The organism is Arcticibacterium sp., from assembly GCF_055134445.1.
Window position 1 is genome coordinate 97,283 of the sequence record NZ_JBSRVI010000083.1, and the last position, 24,912, is coordinate 122,194.

Consider the following 24,912-nt stretch of genomic DNA (forward strand, 5'->3'; position numbering starts at 1 on the left):
CTGTTATGATTTTTTAAGCTGGTTTTTATAAATAAGTACCCTTCCTCGGTAGCGGTCTTTGCTGTGTGAGAAAAGGATTTGTAAAGCTACTGGGATTCTTTCGGAGTTTTGCCCGCCAAACAGGCTGGTTTCTATTTCTCTTACGGCTTGACCTACGGTTTCACCAGAGGCCTTTTCTATTTCTACCGAAGAAAGCGTGTCAAAGGGTTTGTCTTCCACCCATGTCATTTGATTTCTCCACAGCGACATCACCTTTTGAAGGTTTTCTGGGCTCTGTTCAGATTTCATTAAGTGTAGAAACTTTTTATTAAAGAGCTTCTGCTTTTCCTTAAATCTGTAAAGTAGCACCTGTTTTTTTATCTTATCTTGAAAAATTAAAGTCAAGAGTCCAAGTGCTAAAAGCGAAGCTAGAATAATGGTATTAGCCACAGAGACATTGACATCTTTCTCTTTTTCTATAAACTTAATACCCGAAACGACTTCCATATTTTGTAAAAGGCTATCTGGAACAAGTTCTGAAAATGATAGGGTGTCCACATTTGACCAGAACACCGTACTATCTGAGCCAGAAATGGTCCAAACGGGTAAGGAAAGGGTTTGGTTTTTCTCTACTTGAAAGGTTCTTAAGGTGTAAACGAGGCTATCTGTACTAACGGTGTCTTTTGTGTACGTAGGAAAAAAATCGGACTTTATTAATTCAAAAGGCCTAAAGGAGTTGGAGGTATTTGGAAAGAAGACATCTTTGTTTGAGGCATGTTCATATACCAAAGAGATCTTAATGTCTTGCCCCACGGTTGCTCTTTTAGTAAGAAAGCTCAAGCGAGGGTTTTGTGCATAAGAGGCCATTGGAAATAAATACCCAAGGAGAACCAAGATTAATATGGGGCGATATTTTTGAGTCAGTACTATCATTTTCTTATTCTGAAAAGCTCAATAAGACGTGGTACAAAGTCTTCTGTAGAGGAGATGGAAAGATAAGAGGCTTTGTACTGTTTGCAGACTTTTTCAAGACTCTTTTTGTTGTCTTCAAAAGTATCTTTCATCCCTTTTCTAAAGCTCTTAGAGGAGGTATTTATCCATTGAAAGGTATCATTTTCAGCGTCTCTGATTGGAATTAGTCCCAGCTGAGGAAGGTTTACTTCTCTTTGGTCAAATAAATGAAGAACTACTAAATCGTGCTTTTTGGCTAATGCCCTTAGATTATCCTGATAATTTTCATCTTGGAAATCAGAAATCATGATGATCACACTTTTCTTTCTAAGGATATTTAGGGTGAAGCCTATAGCTTCGGCAATATTCGTTTTGTTTGAAACAGGAATGTTTTGAAATAGCTTTAAAATAAACTTGTAGGCATATTTCATTCCAGTGTTGGGCTTCAGGTAAAGCTCCTTTTGATCAGAAAAGGCATACAAGCCCACTTGACTGGATTCTTTAATGGCAGAAAGAGCCAAAACGCCACAAATTTCTTTTGCTCGGTCTATTTTTGCTCGACCCATTTCTCCTATCTTTTGCGAAGCACTCACATCTAAAAGAAAGAAAACGGTCTGCTCTTTTTCTTCTTTAAAGATTTTGACATAGGCTCCGTGACCTTTTGCGGTGGTTATCCAATCTATGGTTCTTACATCATCCCCGTATTGGTAGGTTCTTAAATCAGCAAATTCCAGTCCAGTACCTTTGAATATAGAGCTGAAGTTGCCGTGCATCTGAGAGTTGACGGCTTTTCTAATTCTAATTTCAAATTTATCCAGTCTGGAAAATATTTTTTTCACAATGCGTTAAGCTTTTTTATAAACTGCGGTACAATGAAGAACGTGGGCAATGATTACTTTTGTTTGGCAAAGTTAGTTTGTTTCTCTGATAATAATTTCCAGAGCCTATTTTAGGTTCAGCTTATCAGTCGAAAGTTTTTTTGAACCTGATTATTAAAATATTATGGTTTCGACGTTTTTGAAAATATTTTCTGTTTTTGTTATGGCATCATTTTTAGGTGCATGTGGTAATAGTGATGCTCCTGATAACCTTATCTCTGAAGATGTGATGGTGGAGTTGGTGAGTGAAAGTCATCTGATAGAGTCTCGGGTGGGCAGATTGAACTTAAACAGTTATGATTCTGCAACGGTGGCTTTTGAGTATCTCCAAAAAGAACTTTGGGAAAAATATGGGGTGGACAGCACACAGTATAATGACAGTTACGAGTATTATGCCAAATACCCCAAGTTGTTTACAGAAATATATGACAAGGTAGAGGCGAAGTTGGAAAAGGAGGAAGCAGATGCAAAGGAAATAGAAATGGCAGAACCAATAACTAGAGAATAAAGAAGGAAATGGCGGAAGAGAACCTGGTAATTATACCCACCTATAACGAGAAAGAGAATATTGAAGCTATCATTAGAAAGGTGATGAGTCTTCCTGTTGTTTTTCATGTTCTTATAGTAGATGACGGCTCTCCAGATGGAACGGCTCATATTGTAAAAGCATTGCAGGGCGAATTTGAAGGACGGTTACATATAGAAGAAAGACTTGGAAAGCTGGGGTTGGGAACCGCCTACATTCATGGTTTTAGATGGGCTTTAAAAAGAGCTTATCAGTTTGTTTTTGAAATGGATGCAGATTTTTCTCATAACCCAGATGATTTGGTAAGGCTCTATGATTCTTGCAAGAATGGAGGAAATGACATGTCGATAGGTTCCAGATATATCTCAGGGGTTAATGTCGTGAACTGGCCCATTGGTAGGGTATTGATGTCTTATTTTGCAGGTGTTTATGTTAGAATGCTTACTCGTATGCCTTTTATGGATCCAACAGGAGGCTTTGTTTGTTACTCCAGAAAAGTCTTAGAAACCATTCCGTTAGATAAGATCACTTTTGTAGGATATGCTTTTCAGATAGAAATGAAATTCAATGCCTACCTCTACAAGTTCAAAGTAGAAGAGGTGCCAATTATTTTTACAGACCGCACAAAAGGGGTATCAAAGATGTCTTCTGGCATCTTTAAAGAAGCGGTATTTGGTGTCGTGATTATGAAAATATGGAGTTGGTTTAAGAAGTTTGAAAGATAGTTCTCTTTAAAGAGAACCATCTGTTTTATATCTTATCCCAGCGTTCATTCTGGTTTCATCTAGGAGTTGTATCAGTTTAAGGCTCTGCGATAGCGGCCATAAATCAGACTCCTTTTTGCCATTCCTTAGGCACTCGTTCACTTCCTCTATTTCGTAATTATATCCCCAAGTCTCTCTTGGAAACTTAAATGTTTGTGCTTCTCCATCCTCTGGAGTAAAGACAATTTCTTTGCTTTGATGAAACATGCTCTTTATGACTATTTTTCCTTTGGTGCCATAAATAAAGGCTTCGGTATTGGTTCGGGCTCCAAAAGTGCAGCTCAGGTTTGCCATAGCTTTATTTTCGTATTGGTAGATAAACGCTGTGGTTTCATCAACACCCGTAGGTCCCATAGTGCTGGCGGCTAGAATAGATGAGGGATAATCTAATAAAAGTAAGGAGAGGAATGCGGGATATATCCCAATATCCAGGAATGCACCACCACCGAAGTCGGCATTTAAAACCCTTCTTTCTGGTTTAAATGGCGGGATAAAGCCAAAGTCTGCTTGTAAACTTTTAATATCACCTATGCCTCCAGAAGCTATTATTTCTAAAACCTTTTTGGTGCTAGGAAGGAATCTTGTCCAAAGAGCCTCCATCAAAAAAGTATCTTTAGACCTCGCAAGATCTATCATTTCTTTCACCTCTAACTCATTCATCGCAAATGGCTTTTCACAAAGAACAGCTATGCCTTTGTTTAAGCATAATTTAGTAGATACGGCATGGCTAGTATGCGGAGTGGCTATGTATATGGCGTCTAAATCCGAAACACTGAAGATTTCGTCATAAGCACTAAAGGCGTGAGGTGCCCCATATCTATCTGCAAAATCTTTTGCTCGTTCTTCGGACCGAGAAGCCACGGCTACCAGTTTTGCGTTTTTAACAGTGGCTAAATCTGTTGCGAATTTTTCGGCTATTCGCCCTATTCCAATAATACCCCAATGGATGGTTTTGCTCATAATTTTTACTTTGAGCTTCTAATTTATAAGAAAAGGGTCAATTAATTATCAGTTTTTAATAATGCGTTTAGATTGAGTTTGCTCTTTTGAAACCATTTTCAGGATATAAGAGCCTGATTTTAACTGTTTCATATTGAAAACCCACCCCGAGTTTTCTGAATAAGTAGGTGCTAAATTAATTTTCACCCCTCTTATGTCAAATAGGGAAACCTGTGCGAGTGGGTCAAATACCGAAACAAAAAGTCTATCGTTCGTTGGGTTTGGATATACAGAAAGTTCTAAGCTTTTGAGCTCAGGAGTGACTGCCAGAGGAGAAAAGTCAATGAGCAGACTAGGCCCTGAATAGGCTTTTCCATCGGTGCCAGTATATTTTAGTCTGTAATAATTAGTGCCATAGCGTAGCTGAGGGTCTACGTAGGTATAAGACTTTTTGGAAGTACTGTTTCCTGAAATGCTAAAAGTTTTAAGACTTACAAAATTTACATTATCTGCACTTTTTTCTAGTATGATTGATTTAGCCCCGTTTTCATAATTGGTTTTCCAGCTTATATCTCCTTCGTTTGCGTTATTTTTAAAACCTCTAAAGTCGGTTATGTCAATAGGAGTGGGGTTGCCAAGCTTTAAAAGCCAAAAGTCATTTTCACCATTGTTTTTATTTAAGTCGGTAGAGGAAGATCTGCTAACCCCTGCAATGGCCCAGGTCGTATCTGTTAAAATGATACCTCCGCGACCTACATCTAAATCTTCTCCGCCGTATTGGCCAGCATTTTCAATGACACCAGTACTGGTGATGGTTAGCGTTAAAACATCAGTTAAGGGGCCCTTAGAAGTTACGCCAGTGAGTCTAGAGTCACTGGTTCCAAATGCCAAATACCTGGAACTTCCGTTATAAACGATATTATAAAGGTTGTCGTTACTATCTCCACCATAAGGTTTTTTCCATTTTATGTTGCCACTGGCATCAATTTCAAGGATATAGGCATCTTTACCTCCTGCGGTCGTTGATATGTTTCCTTGAGCTGAACTCGTTTCTCCTACTAAAACGAAACCATTTTTTTGATGATTTTCAATAATGCCATGTAAGGCGTCTATGTTATTTCCGCCGTAGGCTTTTTGCCATATCATGATTCCGTTGTTGTCTACCCTCATTGCTAAAAAATCTAAGTTCCCGTTTCCGGCTCCAGGAATTTGTGCGGCGGAAGAAGTGGTACTTCCAACCATAATAATGTCTCCATTTGAGGCAATTTCTAGATTCGACATTTGTTCATCGAAGTCGCTACCGAAATATTTCTGCCAAAGCGTATCACCTGTGGGTGTCAATTTTGTAAGATAAAACTGTTTTGCTTTATAAGGAGATGAACCTATTTCATGTGTGCCTCCAATAAAAATAAAGCCGTCGTTAGAGACTTTTACGGTTGGTTTAGAAAATGAGTCGGCGTAATGATAGGTGTCTTGAGTAAACCTGCGTCCACCGGGGATAATTCTTTTTGAAACCACAGTGCCATCTTCTTTGATTCTAATCATAAGGATACCGCCGTTTGTGCCATTATAGTTGGCATCTCCATCTGTAGAGTTTGTGGAGCCCACAATAATATATTCGCCGTTTGAAGCTTTGGCGATACTGGTGGCCTCGTCATTTTCAGAACCTCCAAAGGTTTTGGACCACATCACTTTTCCATCTTTATTGATTTTTATAACCCAAAAATCACTACCGCCATTTCCTCTGAAAGCCTGGGATTCCCCTACATCGAAACTGTTTTTAGAGTTGGTTGAGCCCACCATGATAATGCCATTGTCGGCAGTTTTGATGAGATCATATGCACCATCATCTTCATCACCACCAAAGGAATATTGCCCCGCTATACTATAGGTTTGGGAAAGTGCTTTAGTGCTTATGGATATAGACAATAAAGCGAAAAGAAGCTTATATAAATTCATAGGAAAGGTCATATATCTTGAGGTATACAAAATCCATGCCTACAAAAAAAGCCCTGATTGACGAGCAATCAGGGCTTGGTTTTAAGCTGAAAATATAGCTTAAAGAGCAGCTATAATGCCATTTAAGGTCGCAGATGGTCTCATAGCAGCAGACGTTTTTTCGTCAGATGGTTGGAAGTATCCACCCATATCTACAGGCTTGCCTTGTACCTTATTAAGTTCATTAACTATTTGGTCTTCATTCTTAGTAAGCTTGGCAGAAATGTCGGTAAACAACGCTTGAAGATCTTTGTCTTCCGTTTGTTTTGCCAATTCTTGAGCCCAGTACATGGCTACGTAGAAGTGGCTTCCTCTGTTATCCAATTCATTCACTTTTCTAGAAGGAGATTTTCTGTTTAAAAGAAGCGTCTCTGTAGCCGCATCTAAGGTTTCGCCTAAGATTCTAGCTTTTGCGTTATGATCTTTTTCACCTAGGTGTTCTAAAGAAACACCAATGGCTAAAAACTCTCCAAGAGAGTCCCAACGTAAGTGATTTTCACTTGTAAATTGTTCTACATGCTTAGGGGCAGAACCTCCAGCACCAGTTTCAAAAAGACCGCCACCGTTCATTAAAGGAACAATAGAAAGCATTTTGGCAGAAGTACCTACTTCTAATATTGGGAATAAATCGGTTAAATAATCTCTTAAAACATTACCGGTTACAGAAATGGTATCTTCCCCTTTTTTTAATCTTTCAAGAGAAAAACGAGTCGCATCTTTAGGAGACATTATAGATATCTCTAAACCTTTGGTGTCGTAGTCTAGTAAGTATTTGTTTACTTTTTCAATTATCTGAGCATCGTGTGCTCTGTTTTTATCTAGCCAGAAAACGGTTGGAGTTCCAGTAGCCTTAGCTCTATTAACGGCTAGTTTAACCCAGTCTTGAATTGGAGCGTCTTTTGCTTGACAAGCTCTCCAAATATCTCCCGCTTCTACATTATGTTGTATTAAAACAGTTCCGTTAGCATCTACCACGCGAACAATTCCGTCGCTAGCTATTTGGAAAGTTTTGTCGTGAGAGCCGTACTCTTCTGCTTTTTGAGCCATAAGACCTACGTTAGAAACACTTCCCATTGTGGTTGGGTCAAAAGCACCGTGCTCTTTACAGAAGTTGATGGTTTCTTCGTAAACAGAGGCGTAGCTGCTATCTGGAATTACGGCTTTAGTGTCATGTTGCTGCCCTGCGGCATTCCACATCTGGCCAGAAGTTCTGATCATGGCAGGCATAGAGGCATCAATAATGACATCACTAGGCACATTAAGGTTAGTAATTCCTTTGTCAGAATTTACCATGGCTAAGGCTGGCCCGTTCTCGTAGCAAGCTTGAATGTCTGCTTTTATGGCTGCTTTTTCGTTTTCTGGTAGCGTTTCTATTTTATTAAGAAGGTCTCCGAAACCATTATTAACATCTATACCTAATTTAGAAATGGTGCTTGCATACTTTTCAAAAACTGGTTTGAAGAATACTTTAACCGCAAAACCAAAGATGATAGGGTCAGAAACCTTCATCATAGTGGCTTTCATATGAAGGGAAAAAAGAACGTTTTTGCTTTTTGCATCGGCAATTTGATCTTCTAAGAAAGTGATAAGAGCTTTTTTGCTCAAGACTGTGCCATCAATAATCTCACCTTCTAATAATGCAAACTTGTCTTTTAGGACCGTCACGGTTCCGTCAGTAGCTACGTGCTCTATTTTTATATCCGTAGCGGCAGAAACGGTTACTGACTTTTCATTAGAACAGAAATCGCCAGAACTCATCGTAGATACGTGCGTAGCAGAGTCTTTAGACCATGCTCCCATGCTATGAGGATTATTTTTAGCGTAGTTTTTTACAGCTTTAGGTGCTCTACGGTCAGAGTTTCCTTCACGTAAAACAGGGTTTACTGCACTGCCTTTAATCTTATTGTATTTGGCTAGTGTTGCCTTTTCTTTATCTGTCTGAGGATCTTCTGGATAATCAGGGATAGCAAATCCGTGAGATTGTAATTCTTTAATGGCTGCTTCTAACTGAGGTACAGAAGCAGAGATGTTTGGAAGTTTTATAATATTGGCTTCTGGAGATTTTGCTAATTCGCCCAATTCAGCCAAATCATCACTTTGCTTTTGGCCATCAGATAGGTATTCAGGAAAAACAGAAAGAATTCTAGCTGCTAAAGAAATATCTCTGGTTTCTACATCTACTCCAGCCTTTGAAGTAAAAGCTTTGATGATAGGAAGTAGAGAATAAGTAGCTAATGCCGGAGCTTCGTCCGTAATGGTATAAATTATTTTTGACATGAATTGTTAGTTTTAAAATCTGTTATGGGTTCTGGCCATATAAAATAATAGAATCTATTTCTTTTTTCAAAGAGCTGCAAAGGTAAGAAATTTTGGTTCAATCTAGATCCAAAAAGAGTTCTTGGAAACCAAGAACTCTTTATTTATTACCATCTGAAAAAATTGTCAATTAGTATCTTATCAATTCAGTAATTCATCAAAGGTTATAGACACATAATACATAGAACCTACTGATGGACTTCCGAAGGCTTGGATGTATGGCTTACCACCAATGTTAGAACCACCTAGTTTAACAATAGACTTAATAGAAGAAAGCTTGTAGCTCACTTGTGCATCTATGTTGTTCACCTTAGGAACAGTAGTGTTTTGGTATGGACTTAAGTTGGCATTGGTAGGAACCACAAAACTAGATTGCCACAAGAATGCGTCTTGATGTCTGAAATTCACATTAAATCCAAAATCGTTTCCTGGAGCTATTCTTCTTCCGAAGCTTAAATTATAACGATATTCTGGTGTGTTAAAACCAGCGTATTGTAATTCAGGAGACGGCGTAAATCCTTTTAATTGGTTAAAGGCAATATTACCGCCAACAGTAAATCTGTTTGGCAACGAATAGTCTAATTGAGCAGCCCAACCTTGCACCGTGATGTCTTGGTTGGTATTTGCGGGTCTAGAATACCCTAATCTTGTACTAGCACTGGCAACGCCAGATTCAATTGGAAGACCTGGGCCTGCAGCAGCAGTAGGAACAACTACAGATACACCACCAATGAAGTTAGTATACTTACTGAAGTAGTAGTAAGTGTCTAGAATTAATTTTTTGCCAATAACTCCTTTATATCCAACTTCGTATGAAAGTATTTTTTCTGGTTGTAGTTTTTTTGGCTGGTATTTTGGAAGGGCTGCAGTGGCATAGGCTGGAGCAACTTGTGCTACCACTGCTGGGGCTCTTTCTCCCACTGCGGAGGCCACTTGACTTGCTATCGTTGCTTGAATTTGCGGACTTGACATTTGGGCTGTTACTCCTGCGGTTATGGCAGCTTGAGCATCTTCTGGTTTTATCTGACCAGCCTGTACGGCCTGCTGAACTTGGGCGGTAACACCTGCTGTCACTTGCTGTTGAACTCCTTGAATAACTAATGGCGTAATAATAGGAGTAAGAGCAGCAATGGCATAATTAGTAGCATTTTGAATAATAGAACCTTGTTCTGCTGGCGAGAAGTAAGCAAGTCCTTTAGACGCAAATTCATTTAGTGTTACTAAAGAAATTCCGTTAGTAAGATTGTATCTACCTTCAAATTCAGGTAAACCACCAATAAGTGTTCCTGCTGGAGTTCTTAAATCAATGTACTGATTCTGTGTAGTTGGGATTCTAAATCCTTGCTGTACAGAAAGACGAATGTTTGAGTTTCCAAATGAAGTTACAGCAGAAGCTCTCGGGCTAAATTGACCTTCAAAATTCTCGTTTTTGTCATAACGCATGGAAGCAGTCAATTTTAAATGACCATCAAATACTTCTTTGGCCGCTTGAGCAAAACCACCCCACTCGTTAATCGGAATCGAACCAGTTCTGCCGTCTTTAGTATCCGCGAAAAGCGTTCCGTTTGAACGAAGTTGGTATTGACGAACATTGGCACCCACTAAAAGATCCATAAATGTAATCTGGTTCTTGAAGTTAAAAACGCCTTCTCCATGGTACATGTTGGTTTTCTCTAAAAAGGCTCCACCGCCGTTAACAATGTCTTTATCTCTATTGGCATCAAGTAATGTTGAAAATTCTGCAGTACCAGGTGTAGGCAGATTTCTATCCGCATAAGATCTTGCGGTTGCATGTGCAGTTGCATCAGGTGCTCCAGCAAGTTTACCGCCTAAAAACCCTTGAAGGTATTCTCCAAACCAGTTGGCATGTGGGCTTACGCTATTAAGCATGGCTACAGCGGCAAGACCTGCAGTATAAGATTGACCAGAACGCTCTTGCGTAGTATATCCTCTCAAGCTAAAATTGTCTCCTCTTAGTTCTAATTTATACTGAGCCAAATTGAAGTTTCTTAAAGAGTATCTACCAGTTCCTGTATAAACAGTTGTACCATATCCGTAATTGAACTGGCCAATAGCTTCCATTCTATCATTAAGTCTGTAGTGTAAAGCGACGTTGGTTTTAAAACTTTTTGTGTTATAGTCCACTAAGTCTCTCTCAATAAACCCTGTTCTACTAACATTGGAATTTGGCACTAAACCAGCATCTAACGCTCCTTTTAGCTGACCTTTTAAAGCATCTGGAACGGCAGGGCTAGCCAAAAGACCATTGGCCACTGTGGTTAAGTTAGCCTGTACTTCGTCTCCGTAGATGTTTGTGCCATCTGTTTCGTATGGATTGCCAGAGGCTGCATTTAGGTTGGTGTAATCCGTGGCTTGCCAGTCATCTGCCGCCAAGTAAGATAAGTTGACTTTAAAGGCGAATTTGTTATTAAATGCCTTTGCATACCTAATGGTAGCATCATAAAAAGGCGTTGTAACCTTGTCTCTATTATCTGCTACCATAACCCCTGTTTTTACATTGGCACTAAGACCTTGATACAAAAACGGACTTTTTGAATTCATTAAAATAAGGCCGTTTATGGCGTTTGGGCCATAAAGAGCAGAAGCTGCTCCTGGTAGCACCTCAACACTTTCTAGGTCTAGCTCTGGAATTCCCACGATGTTATCCATAGGGAAATTAAGACCTGGAGCGGAGTTGTCCATTCCGTCAATCATCTGAACGGTTCTTGGGTTTCCAGTAGCACCAAAGCCTCTCATGTTTAAGGAGCGGAAAAGAAGACCTTGGGTGGTCACATCAATTCCTTTCATGTTGGCTAGGCCTTCGTAAAAGCTAGCAGATGCGTTTTGTTGAATGGCTCTGATGTCCATTTTTTCTACCGTTACCGGAGATTTCATCACACTTTCTTCAACCCTTGAGGCGGCCACCACAATTTCTTGTCCTAAAATAGCCTGCTCGTCTAAAGAAATTTGAAGGTTTGTGTTGTTGCTGGTTATGTCAATTTCTTGACCTTGGTAACCAATATAAGTTATGGAAATCTGAAAAGGTGTAGGTGTTGAGGTGTTCAGCTCGAACTCCCCCTTGACATCCGTTACTGTTCCTATAATTTTGCCCTTTACTTGAATACTTACACCGATTAAAGGTTCTTTTGTGTCAGAATCTGAAATGGTTCCAGTTATCTTCGTTTGAGCATTAGAAATAAAGACTGCCAGAAATAGTAAAAGGGTTACTGGCAAAAACTTTCTTATGTTTAGTTTATACATCGTTTTGGTTTGTTAATTATTGATAAAGTTTCTTGCGGTTATAATTATGTGCAAATCAAATGTTATTATTATTCAATTCAAACTATAAATTATGATAAATATTCATTTGCGACAACTTTCTGTCTTATTATTTCTTTTTTCAGTTCTATTTACAAAAAGTACCGCTGCCCAGAAATTTTTTAGTCTTGAAATTGGCTTCGATCAGTCACCAATTCCACCTGAACCAGACTATTCCTTAGATGCTCATTGGTCCGCATTGCCGACTTTAAAAGACATGGCAGATAAGGTTCCAAAACGGTCTGGTTTAAAGGATGGTCAAGCAGATGCCAAGGCGGATGTTTTTTTTATTTATCCTACCATTTATACCTATGAGCCATCAAATGAATATAAATGGAATGCCTCTGTAGAAGATGAAGAATTGAATTTAAAAATTGATCAATTGCCAGTTTTGAATCAGTGTACGGCATTCAATGGCTCTTGTAAAATTTATGTTCCTCGTTATAGGCAAGCACATTATTCGGCTTTTACATCATCCGATGAATTTTCAACGGAAAAGGCTCTTGATTTGGCTTATGAAGATGTAAAAAGAGCCTTTGAATATTATTTAGAGCATTATAATAAAGACAGACCAATAGTAATCGCATCTCATTCTCAGGGTACAATTCATGCCGTTAGGCTTTTAAAAGACTATTTTGATGGGAAACCGCTTCAAGAAAAATTGGTAGAGGCCTATTTAATAGGTATGCCATTGAAGCCAGATGTGTTTGAGGGGATTGAAGCCAGTTCTAGTGCAGCGTCTTTTGGAGGTTTTGTGACATGGAACACTTTTTCTACCGGTTATTATCCTTCTTATTATGAGGATGGTTTGAATAAAGCCATATGTACCAATCCGCTCACATGGAAAACAGACGATTCTTATGCCGACTATAAATTGAATAGTGGAGGTGTGGGTTTGAAATTTAAATTTGTAAAAAGCCCAGTGGATGCTCAGGTTAAAGACGGACTGCTTTGGATCGGGAAGCCGAATATTTTAGGAAGTGGCTTGATCAAGTCCAAAATATGGCATAGGGCGGATATAAATTTATATTGGATGAATATCCGAGAAAATGTAGATTTGCGTATAGCTAGTTACATACATAAAAACAGAACGAATGAAAGATAATTATTTGGTTATAATGGCAGGCGGAGTTGGAACAAGATTTTGGCCTTTCAGCCGCCAGACTTTCCCTAAACAATTTCATGATGTTCTCGGAACAGGACGCACACTTATACAACAGACAGCGGACAGATTTGAAGGCGTTTGTCCAAAAGAACACATATACGTCGTTACGGGGCATGAGTACAAAGAATTAACTTTAGAGCAGTTGCCATTTTTGTCGGAAGACCAAATATTATGCGAGCCTGGCAGAAGGAATACAGCACCATGTATAGGATATGCCTGTTATAAGATTCAGAAGATGAATCCTCACGCCAACATCGTAGTGGCACCTGCCGACCATATTATTCTAAAAGAAGAAGAGTTTAAGAAGAAAATAAACGTAGCCATAGATTACGCTAAAAATAACGATGCTCTGGTAACGCTAGGCATAAAACCGACGCATCCGAATACAGGTTACGGTTACATACAATTTAACGATGCAGAGGAAGAGGTAAAAAAAGTCAAGGCCTTTACGGAAAAGCCAAATTTAGAATTGGCAACCATGTTTATTGAAAGCGGTGATTATACTTGGAATGCAGGGATTTTTGTATGGTCTGCGGCCTCTATAACCTTGGCTTTTGCTAAGTATTTGCCAGAAATGGCGGACGCCTTTAATGCGGCCCAAAAGGATTTTTACACCACCAAGGAGAAAACATCTTTAGAGGGAGCCTATTCTAGATGTAGAAGTATTTCCATAGATAACGCCATTATGGAAAAAGCCGACAACGTCTTCGTGGTTAAAAGTGACATTGGCTGGTCAGATCTAGGGACGTGGCGTTCGGTTTACGATAACTCTAACTTAGATGAAGAGTCCAATTCTATTGACGGAAACGTCCTTATATATGATACGGAAGGGTGTGTTGTTAAAACGCCAAAAAATAAATTAGTGGTGATAAATGGACTGAAAGGGTTTATCGTTTCCGAGTTTGACAATGTTTTGATGATTTGCAAATTGGAAGACGAGCAAAAAGTGAAGCAGTTTGTGTCGGATGCTAAAAACGTGGGAGAGGAGTTTATTTAGGAGTATATTCTAATAAATATCTTCCCAGCTCTCCAAGGAAAGGAAGCCCTAAACTGTCGTACTCATAAGTGTCGTCGTTTAGGGTTTCGTTTTTATTGACATATATCACTGCAGATAGTATCATGGCTTTGCCTGAGTTTTTATCCTTTATAAGTGCGTTATCCATCAAAAAACCATATGCCCCACCTATTTTATTAAAGATTTTAATATTATCTGGAATCCTTCCATTCTGGTCTCCAAAAACAAAAAACTTACCGAAGTTATCTGGAAAGTTGGTTTCGTTATAACCAGCATTTCGTGGCATTCTGCTCATATAGTCTTTCACGAAGCTAAGTTGGGGTTCTGTGAGATCAAAGTGGGCTTTTGCTTCAATAGATTCCGGGAAAAATATGGAGAGGAGCATTCGGTGCTGGTCCAGTAAGTCAAACTGATTTTTAGCAGCGAAGTCCATGGGTTCATGAATGGTTTCGTCCCCTTTGATGTACATTTTTCCAAGAGGTATTTTTTTGGAGCTCTGATAGGAATGAGTGGATATTTTAGGTTCTTGATAATAATGCTGACCTAAGCCTACTTTAGGGGTAGCTTGGTTTTCTTCTTGACTTAGACTGACCGAAAGTCTGTGATTAATTCGGGTATTTAAGTAGCCCTTTTTAGCCAATTTGTCATTGAAATCATTCGTTCCTAAAAAATCATAAAGTCTATTGAAGGCATCGTTGTCACTTACCAAGAGTATTTTTTTGATGTAATTAGATATACTTTCCTTGGCTGAAGTTTCTACAGAAGGGTAATTCTCAATGTTTGAGAAACTGGTGTAAGTTGCTTTCCTGTCAATTTTTAATTCATTTAATTTTTCGAGACTTAGCAGTACGGCAGGCAGTTTCACGGTACTTGCAGGGTAGAAGTAATGATGGGGCGAATAATGGAAGTATTTTGTTTTACCTATCTTATTTCCATTTATGGGAGTGTATATTATCTGTATCCTGTAATTTTGAGCATCCTTTAATAAAGGCCTTAGTTTATCATTCTTAAAAAGGGCTCTCTTAAAGGAAGCGTGGGTCTTTTGACCTTTTAAAGAAAAAGAGCAGATTAAAAGAAATAGAATCGTTACAGATTTAATATTCATGTTACATCAATTAGTCAAATTCCTCCTGGTTTTTTCTGCATGGTCACTGGTTTCTTGCAATGGAAATATTGAGCGTCTAGATACCTCTAGCTTAAAAGAGGAAATGGAAAACAGAAAAATAAAGAAAATTTCTGAGTCGGATATTACTTTGTCGGTTAATAAGAAAGGTTCTGAAATAGAAAAGATGCTATCGATAGAAGATTGCAAGAGGATGACCGAGAGATTGGATTCTTTAAAGGCCATAACAAGCTTTAGCTTGGAGTCTTTAGATATGATGACCTATAGCTCTGACATAGAAAAAGAAAAGGAAATTTTGGAGGCCCTCAATTATGCTATGGAGAACGGGGGTACTTTTCCTTCCACCTATCAAAAACTCTCGGATACACTATATGCGTTTTATTTTCCTTTAAACAGTGCTAATTGCCAACTCTCTTCTGAAAAGGAGAATGGGAGTTTAGGTAAAGTAAGTTTCAAAAAAGGCGATATTATTAGAGCTTTTTAAACTCATTTTTGGTCATCTAAAAGTTGTCGACAACGAAATATGGCATATTTATTGATTTTTTTTGATAAAAGATTGTAGATTTGCCGCTTATATATGAAACAAAACCGTCTTATTATTAGAGCGTTTGGCGTTATCATGAGCATTTTTATGCTCAGTGCCGTGCTATCTAAAGACCTGATAAAACATCAGGTTGTGACGGAATCTACTGTTCAAACAGGGCAAGGAGATGATGATTCTGGAGATAAGCAAACTTACTTAAGTGAGTTTTCGTCTCAAGTAGTTATTCCTTCCCATGCTTTTAGTTTTACAAATGACATTCTATTTCTGGTAAGCCCGGAAATTAAAATTTTGCCTTTGGCAGAATGGGCTAATAGTTTCATTCAGCCTGTTTTTAGGCATTCCTATTTCGATAAGCTTTTCGAACTACACATAGCCATTAATGCACCCTGATAGTGCTTCTTAAACGATTGTTTATTCTAACAATTCGTTTTCAGTCCAGATTTTATTAAAAAACATTCATTCCAGGAATCCGAATGCCCCGTGGTTTCCTAAACAAAAAAAAGTCTTTCAAATGGGGCGAGACAATTTAACAATATGAGAAATAAAGGTGGAGTATTGACGCTGGTGGCCATATTCATGGCGGTTAGTATCTATTATTTGGTGAGGACCTACAAGGCCAACAGCATAAGAAACGACGCAGAGGCGTATGCAATGGACGCGGACGGTAATGTAAACAGACAAGAGAAACAAAGATATTTGGATTCTCTTTGGAAGCAGCCAGTATTTTTTGGAACTACTTTAGAGGATCTTACAAAGCAGGAATTAGGTTTAGGTCTTGACCTTCAAGGTGGAATGCACGTTATTCTTGAAGTTTCTCCTAATGATATCGTGAAGTCATTGGCTAGTGGTTCAAGAGACCCACGAGTGGCTCAGGCTATTGAAAATGCCACGGTGAAGGCAGTGACAAGTTCAGATCACTTTGTAAATATTTTTGCTAGTGAGTTCAAAGCTTTAGCACCTAATGTTTCTTTAGCGAGAGTATTTTCAAATTCTTCTAATAGAGGCGAACTTGGCCTTAACTCTTCAGACGGGGAAGTTATCAGATACATTAGAGATGAGGTGGACGGTGCTTTTGACAGAGCATTTAATATTATTCAAACGCGTGTAGATAAGTTTGGTGTAGCTAACCCAAATCTTCAGAGACTTCCAGGAACAAACAGAATTCAAGTAGAGCTTCCTGGTATTGATAACCCGCAACGTGTAAGAAAATTATTATCTGGTGCTGCTAAATTAGAGTTTTGCGAAGTTTACGAGCCACAAGAAATTGGATCTTCTTTTGAGGCATTCTCTGCTTACTTATCTCAATTAGACTTAGAAGCACAAACAAGCAAACTTTCTGAGTTCGTAAATAAAAAATCTGCCAAGGCTGCTAGCACAGACACTACAAGTGGAAATGATCTAGCTTCTCAGTTATCGGGAAGTGCAGATAGCACAGGATTGCCTTCAGACTCTTTATTGGCAAATAGTACTTTCAGTAACTTGTTTATTGGAGGTCAAGGTGGCTTAATGATTAGAACTAAAGATACCACAAGAGTTAATGAGATTTTGCACAGACCGGTGGTTCGTCAGTTATTTCCTGCGGATTTAAGTTTCTTATATGATGTGAAGCCATTTATGAATGAGGGCACTAACGAGGAGTTGGTAAGCCTTTATATGGTGAAAGACTTAGGTAATGCACCTTTAGAAGGAGATGTGATTTCAAATGCTCGTCAGGATTATGATCCTACTACAGGTCAGCCAGATGTAAGCATGCAAATGAACGCTACGGGTTCTAGAAAATGGAGAGATTTGACCGCAGCAAATGTGGGTCAGCGAGTAGCCATTATTTTAGATAACTATGTATATTCTGCACCAAATGTGAATCAGGAAATTACGGGTGGAAACTCAAGTATTTCTGGAAACTTCACGCTAGAAGAAGCAAGTGACTTGGCCAACGTTTTGAAAGCCGGTAAGCTTCCTGCACCTACACATATCATTGAAGAAGCTATTGTAGGAGCTTCTGTTGGAGAGAGTGCCGTAAATGCTGGTGTTATTTCTTCTTTGGTAGGTTTGTTGGCAGTTTTGGTTTTTGTAATGATTTATTACAACAAAGCTGGCTGGATTGCTAACCTTGCATTGATCATTAACCTTATTTTATTATTAGGTGTGATGGCCTCTTTTGGTGCGACGTTAACCTTACCGGGTATTGCCGGTATCGTACTTTCTGTGGGTATGGCCGTGGATGCCAACGTACTTATATATGAGCGAATAAAAGAGGAACTGGACGAAGGAAAGCCATTTGCTACTGCGGTAAGAAACGGTTTCAAATTTGCGATGCCATCTATTATTGACTCAAACGTTACCACTTTAATTACCGGTGTTATCTTATTTATCTTCGGTACTGGTTTGGTTTTAGGTTTCGCTACAACCTTGTTGATAGGTATTTTCACTTCTCTTTTCTGTGCCATTTTCATCTCTAGATTGGTGTTTGAGCATTATATCAAGAAAGGTAAAACCATTAGCTTCTTTACTTCTTGGACAGAAAAGATGTTTAAAGACACTAACATTGATTTCGTGAACAAGCGTAAAATCTTCTACATGATTTCTGGTGGTATTATTATTGCGGGTGCTATCTCTATCGGAATTAGAGGTTTTGGTTTAGGAGTAGATTTTAAAGGAGGTAGAACATACGTAGCCAAGTTTGAAAATTCTGTAAAAACAGAAGACGTAAGACAGGCGATGGAAAATGCAGGCTTTAACGCAGAAGTGAAAACTTTTGGAGGCTTTGATCAAGTTAAGGTTACTACAGCTTACGAGATTGACAATACAGACCCAAATGTGGAGCTTCAAATTCAGGAGCAAATAGCTTCGATAGTTGCGGATATTGACGGTAATAAAGGTGAAGTAGTAAGCTCTTCTAAAGTTGGGCCTACTATTGCTAACGATACCATCTGGAACTCTTTAAAAGCCATTCTGTACTCATTGATATTGACCTTTATATATATCTATTTGAGATTCCGAAGTGTGGCCTTTAGTTTTGGAGCCGTTGTTGCGGTATTCCATGACGTTTTGGTAATACTTGGTATCTTCTCTATCTTCAATGGTATCCTTCCTTTCTCTTTAGATGTTGATCAGGCTTTTGTGGGTGCGGTATTAACACTTATGGGTTATTCAATGAATGATACGGTCGTTGTTTTTGACCGTGTTCGTGAGTACCTAAATGATAAGAGCAAAGCCAAAGAGGATATTGTTAAAGTTATCAATAACGCCTTGAATAGCACTTTGAGTAGAACGGCCGTAACGGGTATTGCTACTTTGTTAGTATTGCTTATTCTTTTGATTTTTGGTGGAGAAACTATCCGTGGATTTATCTTCGCCATGTTCTTAGGCGTAATTGTAGGAACATATTCTTCACTATATATTGCTGCTCCTATCGTAGTTGATGCGATGCAAAGACAGCTTTTAAGAGAAAAAGATGCGGGACTTAAAGCTGCGGAAGTAGCTGTAGTTGGTAAGAAATAAGAAGAATTCGTATTTGATATTAGGCGGCCTGTGTTGATATTATCAATGCAGGTCGCTTTTTTATTGGAGCAAAACCTTATGAGCACACTTTCTAAAAAGGTATCTTTGTAGCTCAACGAAAATAAAAAATCCCTATGAGCGAGTTTCCACCATGTCCTAAATGTAAATGCGAGTATACGTATCCTATGGACAGTTTATTAGTTTGTCCAGAGTGTTTTCATGAGTGGAATCCCTCAGAGCCGTCAGAGGAAGAGTTGGCGAGTCAGATTCTTGATTCCAATGGGAATGTTCTTCAAAATGGAGATAGCGTGGTGGTAATCAAAGATTTGCCAGTAAAAGGTGCTCCAAAGCCTGTAAAGGCGGGAACTAAGGTTAAAAATATTCGTATTACAGATGGCGACCATAACATTGCTTGTAAGATAGATGGTTTTGGTGCTATGGGACTGAAATCAGAGTTTGTAAGGAAAGCTTAGAAAAGCCTATAAATAAAAGACTCCCTTCCATGCAGGAAAGGAGTCTTTTGTGTTTTGTTGAGTTCTGACTTATTCGGCAGTATGGAACGATTTGGTTTCAGACCAGTCGCTCCAGTTAAGGCTTTGGTCTCTGTATCTTACTCGCCAAAAATACTTTTTATTAGGACTAAGTCTTTTGGTTTTTTCATCTGTTAAATCATCATTTTTCTGACGATTCTCTAAATAATACCAGTTCTCAGATTGTTTCCAGCTGTCAAAAATTGGGTTTTCGAAGTTTTCGTTGTCGGCTATTTGCCAATTGGAAGCGGCATGTGTGGCGGTTTCAAAAGTGCTTTTAAAAGGGCCTGCTTTTAGCAATGTTCCTGTAATGGCTACGGTCTCATTATTTGGAGATAAGGCCATAGGTGCTGAAGGTTTTCTTTCTTTCTTGTAGATCGTTATTTGATCTGTTTTCTCATTGTCTCTTAGCAGATCTTCGTTTCCTCTACTAATTCTTTTAATGGTGAATTTTGGATTTTCTTTATCTCCGTCTATTTCCACCATTACAAAGCCGTATTCGTCTTGAGTGACGGTAAATTCATCATAATCTCTACCTTCAAATTCACCCCAATTGTCAATGGCACCGCCGGCGGATGCTACGTTTATCCAAAGGTGTTTGTGATCTTTAGATTGCCCTCTAGAATAACCATGCGTATGCCCAAAAAAGTGAATACTTGGCTTACCCGTTTTGGTTGAAAAGTTTTCTAGCATTTTAACCACTTTGCCACTAAAATCTTCTTCACCAGGAATCCAAAGTTCAGATTTGAACGGATGGTGCAGCTGGGCGAAAACAAAGTCAATAGCCTCGTTTTTGGCGGTTTCTTCTAATAGTTTCTGCAGCCATTCATATTGCTCTTTACTATCTCTGTAGCCGTCGTTGGAGTTTAACCCTATTATTCTTGTGTTACCATAATCTTTAAACCACCAGTGTTCTGAATATCCAGGGGTGCCGTTTTCCGGAAGACTAAAATATTTGAAGTAGAATGTGGCGTTTCTTTCATGATTTCCTAGGACTGGATAAACCGGAACTTCGGAAAAAAGCTTTTCCGCGGGGTTAAAGAAATCATTTTTCCATTGCTCGTAGACTGTTCCCCTATCCACCAGATCTCCAGGTATTAAAACCATGGCCAGGTTATTTGGAAGGCTGCCATCAAATTCTTTGTTGAGATATTGAAGGATACCATCGTTAACCACTTCTAAAAACTTGTCTGGGTTCTGGTTGTCTTTTTGCATATCGCTCATGGCAATGATATTGAAGGACTCATTGTCAGAAGGGAATGGAGGTGTTTTGAACTGGTATATATCCGATACCAGTTTTCCCGTTTTCACTCGGTAATAATAGGTGGTAAAACGCTTGAGTTCTTTTAACTTGACTTCATGTATTCTGGATTCACCAAAATTCACATCGAAGGCTATTCCTGTGGCTTTGCTGCCCAGTTTAGGAGTGATCCCATATTCTACGATGCTTTCTTCGCCCGAAGACGTTTCCCACATTATTTTTATGGAGTTGGGCTCTGCATCTTGCAAAAATGGTTTTACCAGAAAACTAGGATTGTTTGTTTGGGATATCCCTAAAAAGGGAATAAGTAGAAGGAGTATTAAAAAGCTTTTTGTCTTCATGAAGGTTTTGGGTCTTGTATATATGAGCCCAATTTACAGCTTTCTGTCCTTAAAATCGAAGTAGAGATGTGCTAGGGTGTTAAATTTAGGTAAAGAAACTACACGAGCTAATCTTCTTAGCGTAAATAATACTGATTCACAAGCACCATGTACCTGTGAATCAGTATGTTAGGATTAGTTAACAGGGAAACTAAGCCCAAGGTTCAAACCAAGGTTTTGGTTTTTAATATTGATAATATCCGTTTTGTAAATATTAGCAAAACTACCACCGAAATAGAATTCTGTATTTAACCACATTTTAGGATTAAGCTTCCAGTTAAAACCTGCAGCGGCTTTACCTCCAATATCTACGCTCTTAAAGTTTTCTTTAGAGAAGTTGTTTCCACTGGTGTTTGAGCCAGAAGCTCCTGCTAAAAAGCCTAAATATGGACCAACCATAATTTTAGGACGGAAGTCGTTTCCTTTATCATTTAGATACCAGACACCATAAACAGGTACTTGAAAGTAATGCATCTCTATTTGATCTACTTTGTTTTCAAAATTAGATCCCATTTGCGAATAGAATGCCTCCACTTTAAGTCCTAAGTGTTCGTGTTTAGAATGATTCAAAAAAACCCCTAGGTTGGCTCCTGTTTTGAATGAGCTAAGCGGAAAGTTGGGAATACTAGATCCATTAACACCTATCATTGGCCCCCACGAGGTGTCTTGTGCTACAGCATATTTTGGTAAAGAAATTAGCGTTATCAGAACGGCAGCCATAGAAAATAGCGTTTTCATAATATGTTTTATTTTAGTTTGAAAAGAATCCCTAAATGTTTGTTCCCAGCCCAAAAAGCAGGGAAGTGTAGAAATTGTGACACAACTATCAACTTTTTTGAGATGCCAAAGCTTTAAGAAACCTTAGTGCACTCAAGCGTATTTGGCTTTGCACTAAATAAATCTCATCATAGCAGACTAAACAATTAAAACTTACCTTCGCCTTTTCAGGAAAATATTGAAGTGTTTTTTTGCATACAACATGAATATCTACCTCAATTATAATAATTGTTACACCGTATTCTTGAAGCGGAATTATCCCGTCATTAAGGGTTCTTAATACCAAGTCAAGCTTTTAAAATTACTAATGGAGAAAGAAAGGGTTTTCACTCGCTATCAGGTATTCATGATTGCTATTTTGGCCTTTATACAGTTTACTGTCATTTTAGATTTTATGGTATTGTCGCCTTTGGGTGCCATTCTTATACCAGAAATGAATATTACTACTGCTCAGTTCGGTTGGGTAGTATCTGGTTACGCTTTTAGTGCAGGTATTTCAGGTATTTTAGCCGCAGGTTTTGCTGATAAATTTGACCGGAAAAAGTTACTTCTCTTCTTTTATGTCGGCTTTTTGATTGGAACAGCTTTATGTGCCTCTGCAAATACCTATCCCATGCTTCTTGCCGCTCGCATTTTCACCGGAATTTTTGGTGGTGTAATTGGCTCCATAGGTTTCGCTATCATCACCGATATATTCGAGCTTAAAGTACGTGGAAGAGTAATGGGTTTTACCCAAATGGCTTTTGCAGCTTCGCAAATTCTAGGCTTACCCATAGGGCTATATTTAGCAAACAATTATGGCTGGCATTCTAGCTTTTGGATGATTGTTATAGTGGGAATTTTGGTAGGAATAGTCATGGTTTGGAAAATTAGACCAATAAACACACACTTAGAAGCCAATAAAGGTCAAAACCCAATTAAGCATTTATTCAATACCATTTCAAACCCAGATTATATCAAAGTCTTTTTGGCTACTACTTTGCTAGCCACAGGTGGCTTTATGCTCATGCCTTTCGGCTCTACTTACGGAATTAATAATCTCGGAATCACTTTGGAAGAGCTGCCTTTGCTTTACGGAGTAACAGGCGTTTTTACCATAGTTTTTGGCCCAATTCTAGGCAAAATGTCAGACAAGTACGGAAGACTCAAAGTCTTTATATTTGGGACGGTTTTAGGCATTATCTTGGTGGGAATTTACACCAACTTAGGGGTGACATCTTTCTGGGTAATTTTAGTGCTAAACATCATTCTGTTTTTAGGCATTAACGCCCGAATGATAGCATCATCATCACTTATAACCGCCATTCCAGATTTAAAAGATAGGGGAGCATTTATGAGTATTAACTCATCCGTTTCTCAAATTTCTGGAGGAATAGCTTCCGCCATAGCAGGTATGATAGTGGTTCAGCGTGCCGATGGTTTTGTAGAAAACTATCCCTTGTTGGGCGGCGTAGTGATAGTATCCATGATAGCCTCGGGAGCTCTAATGTTTGGTATTAATAAGTTAGCTGAGAAACGTACTAAGGAGCAGTTGTAGGTTATACTTCTCTAAAGAGACGGAATTTGTTCCGTTCTCGGATTATGCAAGTATTTCTTTTGTTTCATTTAGTATATCAATTTAGCCTTTAGTTAGATATTCTATTGCAGTAAGTAGGCGGTCTAAATCATTAATGCTGGTATAAACATGAGGTGTTACTCGTGAGCCATTGATGTCAATCTTTGTTCTTTGCGTGGTATGTATTTTATACTTGTCAAAGAAGGTTTTTGCTATTACTCGACCCATTAGCCCTTCAATACCAACTACGGCCAAAGCACAGGAAAATTCTTTGGAAAGTGAGGTTTGAATGGAAACGCGGTCACTAATGGCTAAAGCATTTTTAGCCCAATAATCTCTCAAATATCTAAGCCTAGCTTCTTTTCTTTCATTGCCAAGGGCATATTGAAAATTCAGAGCCTCACCTATGGACTGCTCTATCATGAAAGATCTTGTTCCTAGGTTTTCAAATTTTCTGATGTTGTCGGTTTTTGGGTCAGGGTTTGGCAAAAGAGGATATACATTGGCTATTTTCTCTTTTTTCATCCACAGAAGACCATTACCAATAGGAGCCCCTAACCATTTATGTAAACTAGTGCCAAAATAGTCGCATCCTAAATCGGGGATTTTAAAGTCTATGTGGGCAAATGTGTGTGCCCCATCACAAACTACTTCAATTCCTTTTTTGTGAGCCAAATCCGAAATTTCTTTCACAGGCATTATTTGACCATTATAATTAATCATGTGGGTAACATGAATAACCTTGGTTTTGTCGGTGATTGCATCAATGTAAGGTTGAGTCAAAGCTTTTTTGTCGTCCGAAGGCAATTTGAGGTCAATCCATTTCAGGACTATTCCATCTCGCATTTCTCTTTGTCGCCATGCATTTAACATGTTTGGGTAATCATATTCACACAAAATAACTTCGTCACCTTTCTGTAGAGGCATGCCCAAAATTATAGTATCTAGTGCCTCTGTGGTATTTCTGTTAAAGGCAATTTCTTCAGGGGAGACCCCAGCAAATTTTGCAATGTTTTCGCGAAGGGGCTCTCTTCCTTGGTCCATAATGCCCCACATATAGTAGGAAGGGCACTCATTAGCATAATGATTTAGCCTTTCCAGAGAATCTTGAACGGGTTTTGGTGATGGACTTACCCCGCCATTGTTTAGGTTGATTATTTGCGGAGATACGGTATAAGATTGTTTGATGAAAGACCAAAAGTCTTCGTCTTCTGCTAGTTCAGTGGGCGACTTCTTCAAAGCTTCTTTTTGAATTTCTTCAAGCCTTGGTTGTGTCAGACTAACAAAGGAACTAAGCGTTGGGATAGCACTTATGGCGGTGGCTTTTCTAATAAACGATCTTCTTGAATTCATGGCGATAGTTTTTTTGTAAGCTAATTTACACGAATGTGA

At 38.7% G+C, this 24,912-nt stretch carries 19 protein-coding genes; 9 read left to right on the top strand and 10 right to left on the bottom strand.

Annotation, left to right across the window (positions count from 1 at the left end):
• Positions 1 to 3: 3 nt before the first annotated feature.
• On the bottom strand, positions 4 to 912 hold the full coding sequence (locus tag ACTBZY_RS10910; protein ID WP_463046372.1) for a hypothetical protein: 909 nt from the start codon (positions 910 to 912) through the stop codon (positions 4 to 6).
• Positions 909 to 1,769 carry a DUF58 domain-containing protein gene (locus tag ACTBZY_RS10915; RefSeq protein WP_463046373.1) on the bottom strand — a complete coding sequence of 287 codons (861 nt, stop codon included), beginning with the start codon at positions 1,767 to 1,769 and terminating at the stop codon, positions 909 to 911. The genes ACTBZY_RS10910 and ACTBZY_RS10915 overlap by 4 nt, the downstream gene beginning before the upstream one ends.
• 163 nt (positions 1,770 to 1,932) lie before the next feature.
• Here ACTBZY_RS10915 and ACTBZY_RS10920 point away from each other — a divergent pair, with 163 nt between their 5' ends.
• Together ACTBZY_RS10920 and ACTBZY_RS10925 are read left to right on the top strand one after the other, a co-directional pair.
• Positions 1,933 to 2,316, top strand: a complete 384-nt coding sequence (locus tag ACTBZY_RS10920) for a DUF4296 domain-containing protein (RefSeq protein ID WP_463046374.1) — start codon at positions 1,933 to 1,935, stop codon at positions 2,314 to 2,316.
• An 8-nt stretch (positions 2,317 to 2,324) separates the two neighbouring features.
• Positions 2,325 to 3,059 carry a polyprenol monophosphomannose synthase gene (locus tag ACTBZY_RS10925; protein WP_463046375.1) on the top strand — a complete coding sequence of 245 codons (735 nt, stop codon included), beginning with the start codon at positions 2,325 to 2,327 and terminating at the stop codon, positions 3,057 to 3,059.
• Between the two features lie 6 nt (positions 3,060 to 3,065).
• Here ACTBZY_RS10925 and ACTBZY_RS10930 read toward each other — a convergent pair whose 3' ends face one another.
• The 4 genes from ACTBZY_RS10930 to ACTBZY_RS10945 form a co-directional block, all read right to left on the bottom strand.
• Complete coding sequence (locus ACTBZY_RS10930) at positions 3,066 to 4,058, bottom strand: Gfo/Idh/MocA family protein (RefSeq protein ID WP_463046376.1); 993 nt, start codon at positions 4,056 to 4,058, stop codon at positions 3,066 to 3,068.
• A gap of 48 nt (positions 4,059 to 4,106) precedes the next feature.
• Positions 4,107 to 5,996: a T9SS type A sorting domain-containing protein gene (locus ACTBZY_RS10935; RefSeq protein ID WP_463046377.1), complete on the bottom strand. Its 1,890-nt coding sequence runs from the start codon at positions 5,994 to 5,996 to the stop codon at positions 4,107 to 4,109.
• A gap of 99 nt (positions 5,997 to 6,095) precedes the next feature.
• Positions 6,096 to 8,312, bottom strand: a complete 2,217-nt coding sequence (locus tag ACTBZY_RS10940; protein WP_463046378.1) for an NADP-dependent isocitrate dehydrogenase — start codon at positions 8,310 to 8,312, stop codon at positions 6,096 to 6,098.
• A 180-nt stretch (positions 8,313 to 8,492) separates the two neighbouring features.
• On the bottom strand, positions 8,493 to 11,612 hold the full coding sequence (locus tag ACTBZY_RS10945; protein ID WP_463046379.1) for a TonB-dependent receptor: 3,120 nt from the start codon (positions 11,610 to 11,612) through the stop codon (positions 8,493 to 8,495).
• Between the two features lie 91 nt (positions 11,613 to 11,703).
• Here ACTBZY_RS10945 and ACTBZY_RS10950 point away from each other — a divergent pair, with 91 nt between their 5' ends.
• Positions 11,704 to 12,774 (top strand): DUF3089 domain-containing protein, encoded by a 1,071-nt coding sequence (locus ACTBZY_RS10950; RefSeq protein WP_463046380.1) that lies wholly within the window; start codon positions 11,704 to 11,706, stop codon positions 12,772 to 12,774.
• Positions 12,764 to 13,831, top strand: coding sequence for a mannose-1-phosphate guanylyltransferase (locus ACTBZY_RS10955; protein WP_463046381.1), 1,068 nt, complete (start codon positions 12,764 to 12,766; stop codon positions 13,829 to 13,831). The genes ACTBZY_RS10950 and ACTBZY_RS10955 overlap by 11 nt, the downstream gene beginning before the upstream one ends.
• Here the strand turns inward: ACTBZY_RS10955 and ACTBZY_RS10960 are convergent.
• Positions 13,824 to 14,954 carry a serine hydrolase gene (locus tag ACTBZY_RS10960; protein ID WP_463046382.1) on the bottom strand — a complete coding sequence of 377 codons (1,131 nt, stop codon included), beginning with the start codon at positions 14,952 to 14,954 and terminating at the stop codon, positions 13,824 to 13,826. The two genes, ACTBZY_RS10955 and ACTBZY_RS10960, sit on opposite strands and share 8 nt — an antisense overlap.
• On the opposite strand from ACTBZY_RS10960, the gene ACTBZY_RS10965 reads away from it, so the two are divergent.
• The 4 genes from ACTBZY_RS10965 (at position 14,953) to ACTBZY_RS10980 (ending at position 19,490) form a co-directional block, all read left to right on the top strand.
• Complete coding sequence (locus ACTBZY_RS10965) at positions 14,953 to 15,456, top strand: hypothetical protein (RefSeq protein WP_463046383.1); 504 nt, start codon at positions 14,953 to 14,955, stop codon at positions 15,454 to 15,456. The genes ACTBZY_RS10960 and ACTBZY_RS10965 overlap by 2 nt on opposite strands.
• Before the next feature lie 93 nt (positions 15,457 to 15,549).
• Complete coding sequence (locus tag ACTBZY_RS10970) at positions 15,550 to 15,906, top strand: hypothetical protein (RefSeq protein ID WP_463046384.1); 357 nt, start codon at positions 15,550 to 15,552, stop codon at positions 15,904 to 15,906.
• A 144-nt stretch (positions 15,907 to 16,050) separates the two neighbouring features.
• Entirely contained in the window at positions 16,051 to 19,017 is a 2,967-nt protein-coding gene (gene secDF, locus ACTBZY_RS10975; RefSeq protein WP_463046385.1) for a protein translocase subunit SecDF, read from the top strand.
• A gap of 134 nt (positions 19,018 to 19,151) precedes the next feature.
• Positions 19,152 to 19,490, top strand: a complete 339-nt coding sequence (locus ACTBZY_RS10980; protein ID WP_463046386.1) for a zinc ribbon domain-containing protein YjdM — start codon at positions 19,152 to 19,154, stop codon at positions 19,488 to 19,490.
• Positions 19,491 to 19,559: 69 nt separating this feature from the next.
• Here the strand turns inward: ACTBZY_RS10980 and ACTBZY_RS10985 are convergent, their stop codons facing one another.
• Together ACTBZY_RS10985 and ACTBZY_RS10990 are read right to left on the bottom strand one after the other, a co-directional pair.
• Positions 19,560 to 21,149, bottom strand: a complete 1,590-nt coding sequence (locus tag ACTBZY_RS10985; protein WP_463046387.1) for a purple acid phosphatase family protein — start codon at positions 21,147 to 21,149, stop codon at positions 19,560 to 19,562.
• 174 nt (positions 21,150 to 21,323) lie between these two features.
• On the bottom strand, positions 21,324 to 21,926 hold the full coding sequence (locus ACTBZY_RS10990; protein ID WP_463046388.1) for a porin family protein: 603 nt from the start codon (positions 21,924 to 21,926) through the stop codon (positions 21,324 to 21,326).
• A 346-nt stretch (positions 21,927 to 22,272) separates the two neighbouring features.
• Here ACTBZY_RS10990 and ACTBZY_RS10995 point away from each other — a divergent pair, with 346 nt between their 5' ends.
• Entirely contained in the window at positions 22,273 to 23,502 is a 1,230-nt protein-coding gene (locus ACTBZY_RS10995) for an MFS transporter (protein WP_463046389.1), read from the top strand.
• Between the two features lie 81 nt (positions 23,503 to 23,583).
• Here ACTBZY_RS10995 and ACTBZY_RS11000 read toward each other — a convergent pair whose 3' ends face one another.
• Positions 23,584 to 24,873, bottom strand: a complete 1,290-nt coding sequence (locus tag ACTBZY_RS11000; protein ID WP_463046390.1) for an aminotransferase class V-fold PLP-dependent enzyme — start codon at positions 24,871 to 24,873, stop codon at positions 23,584 to 23,586.
• Between the last annotated feature and the right edge of the window lie 39 nt (positions 24,874 to 24,912).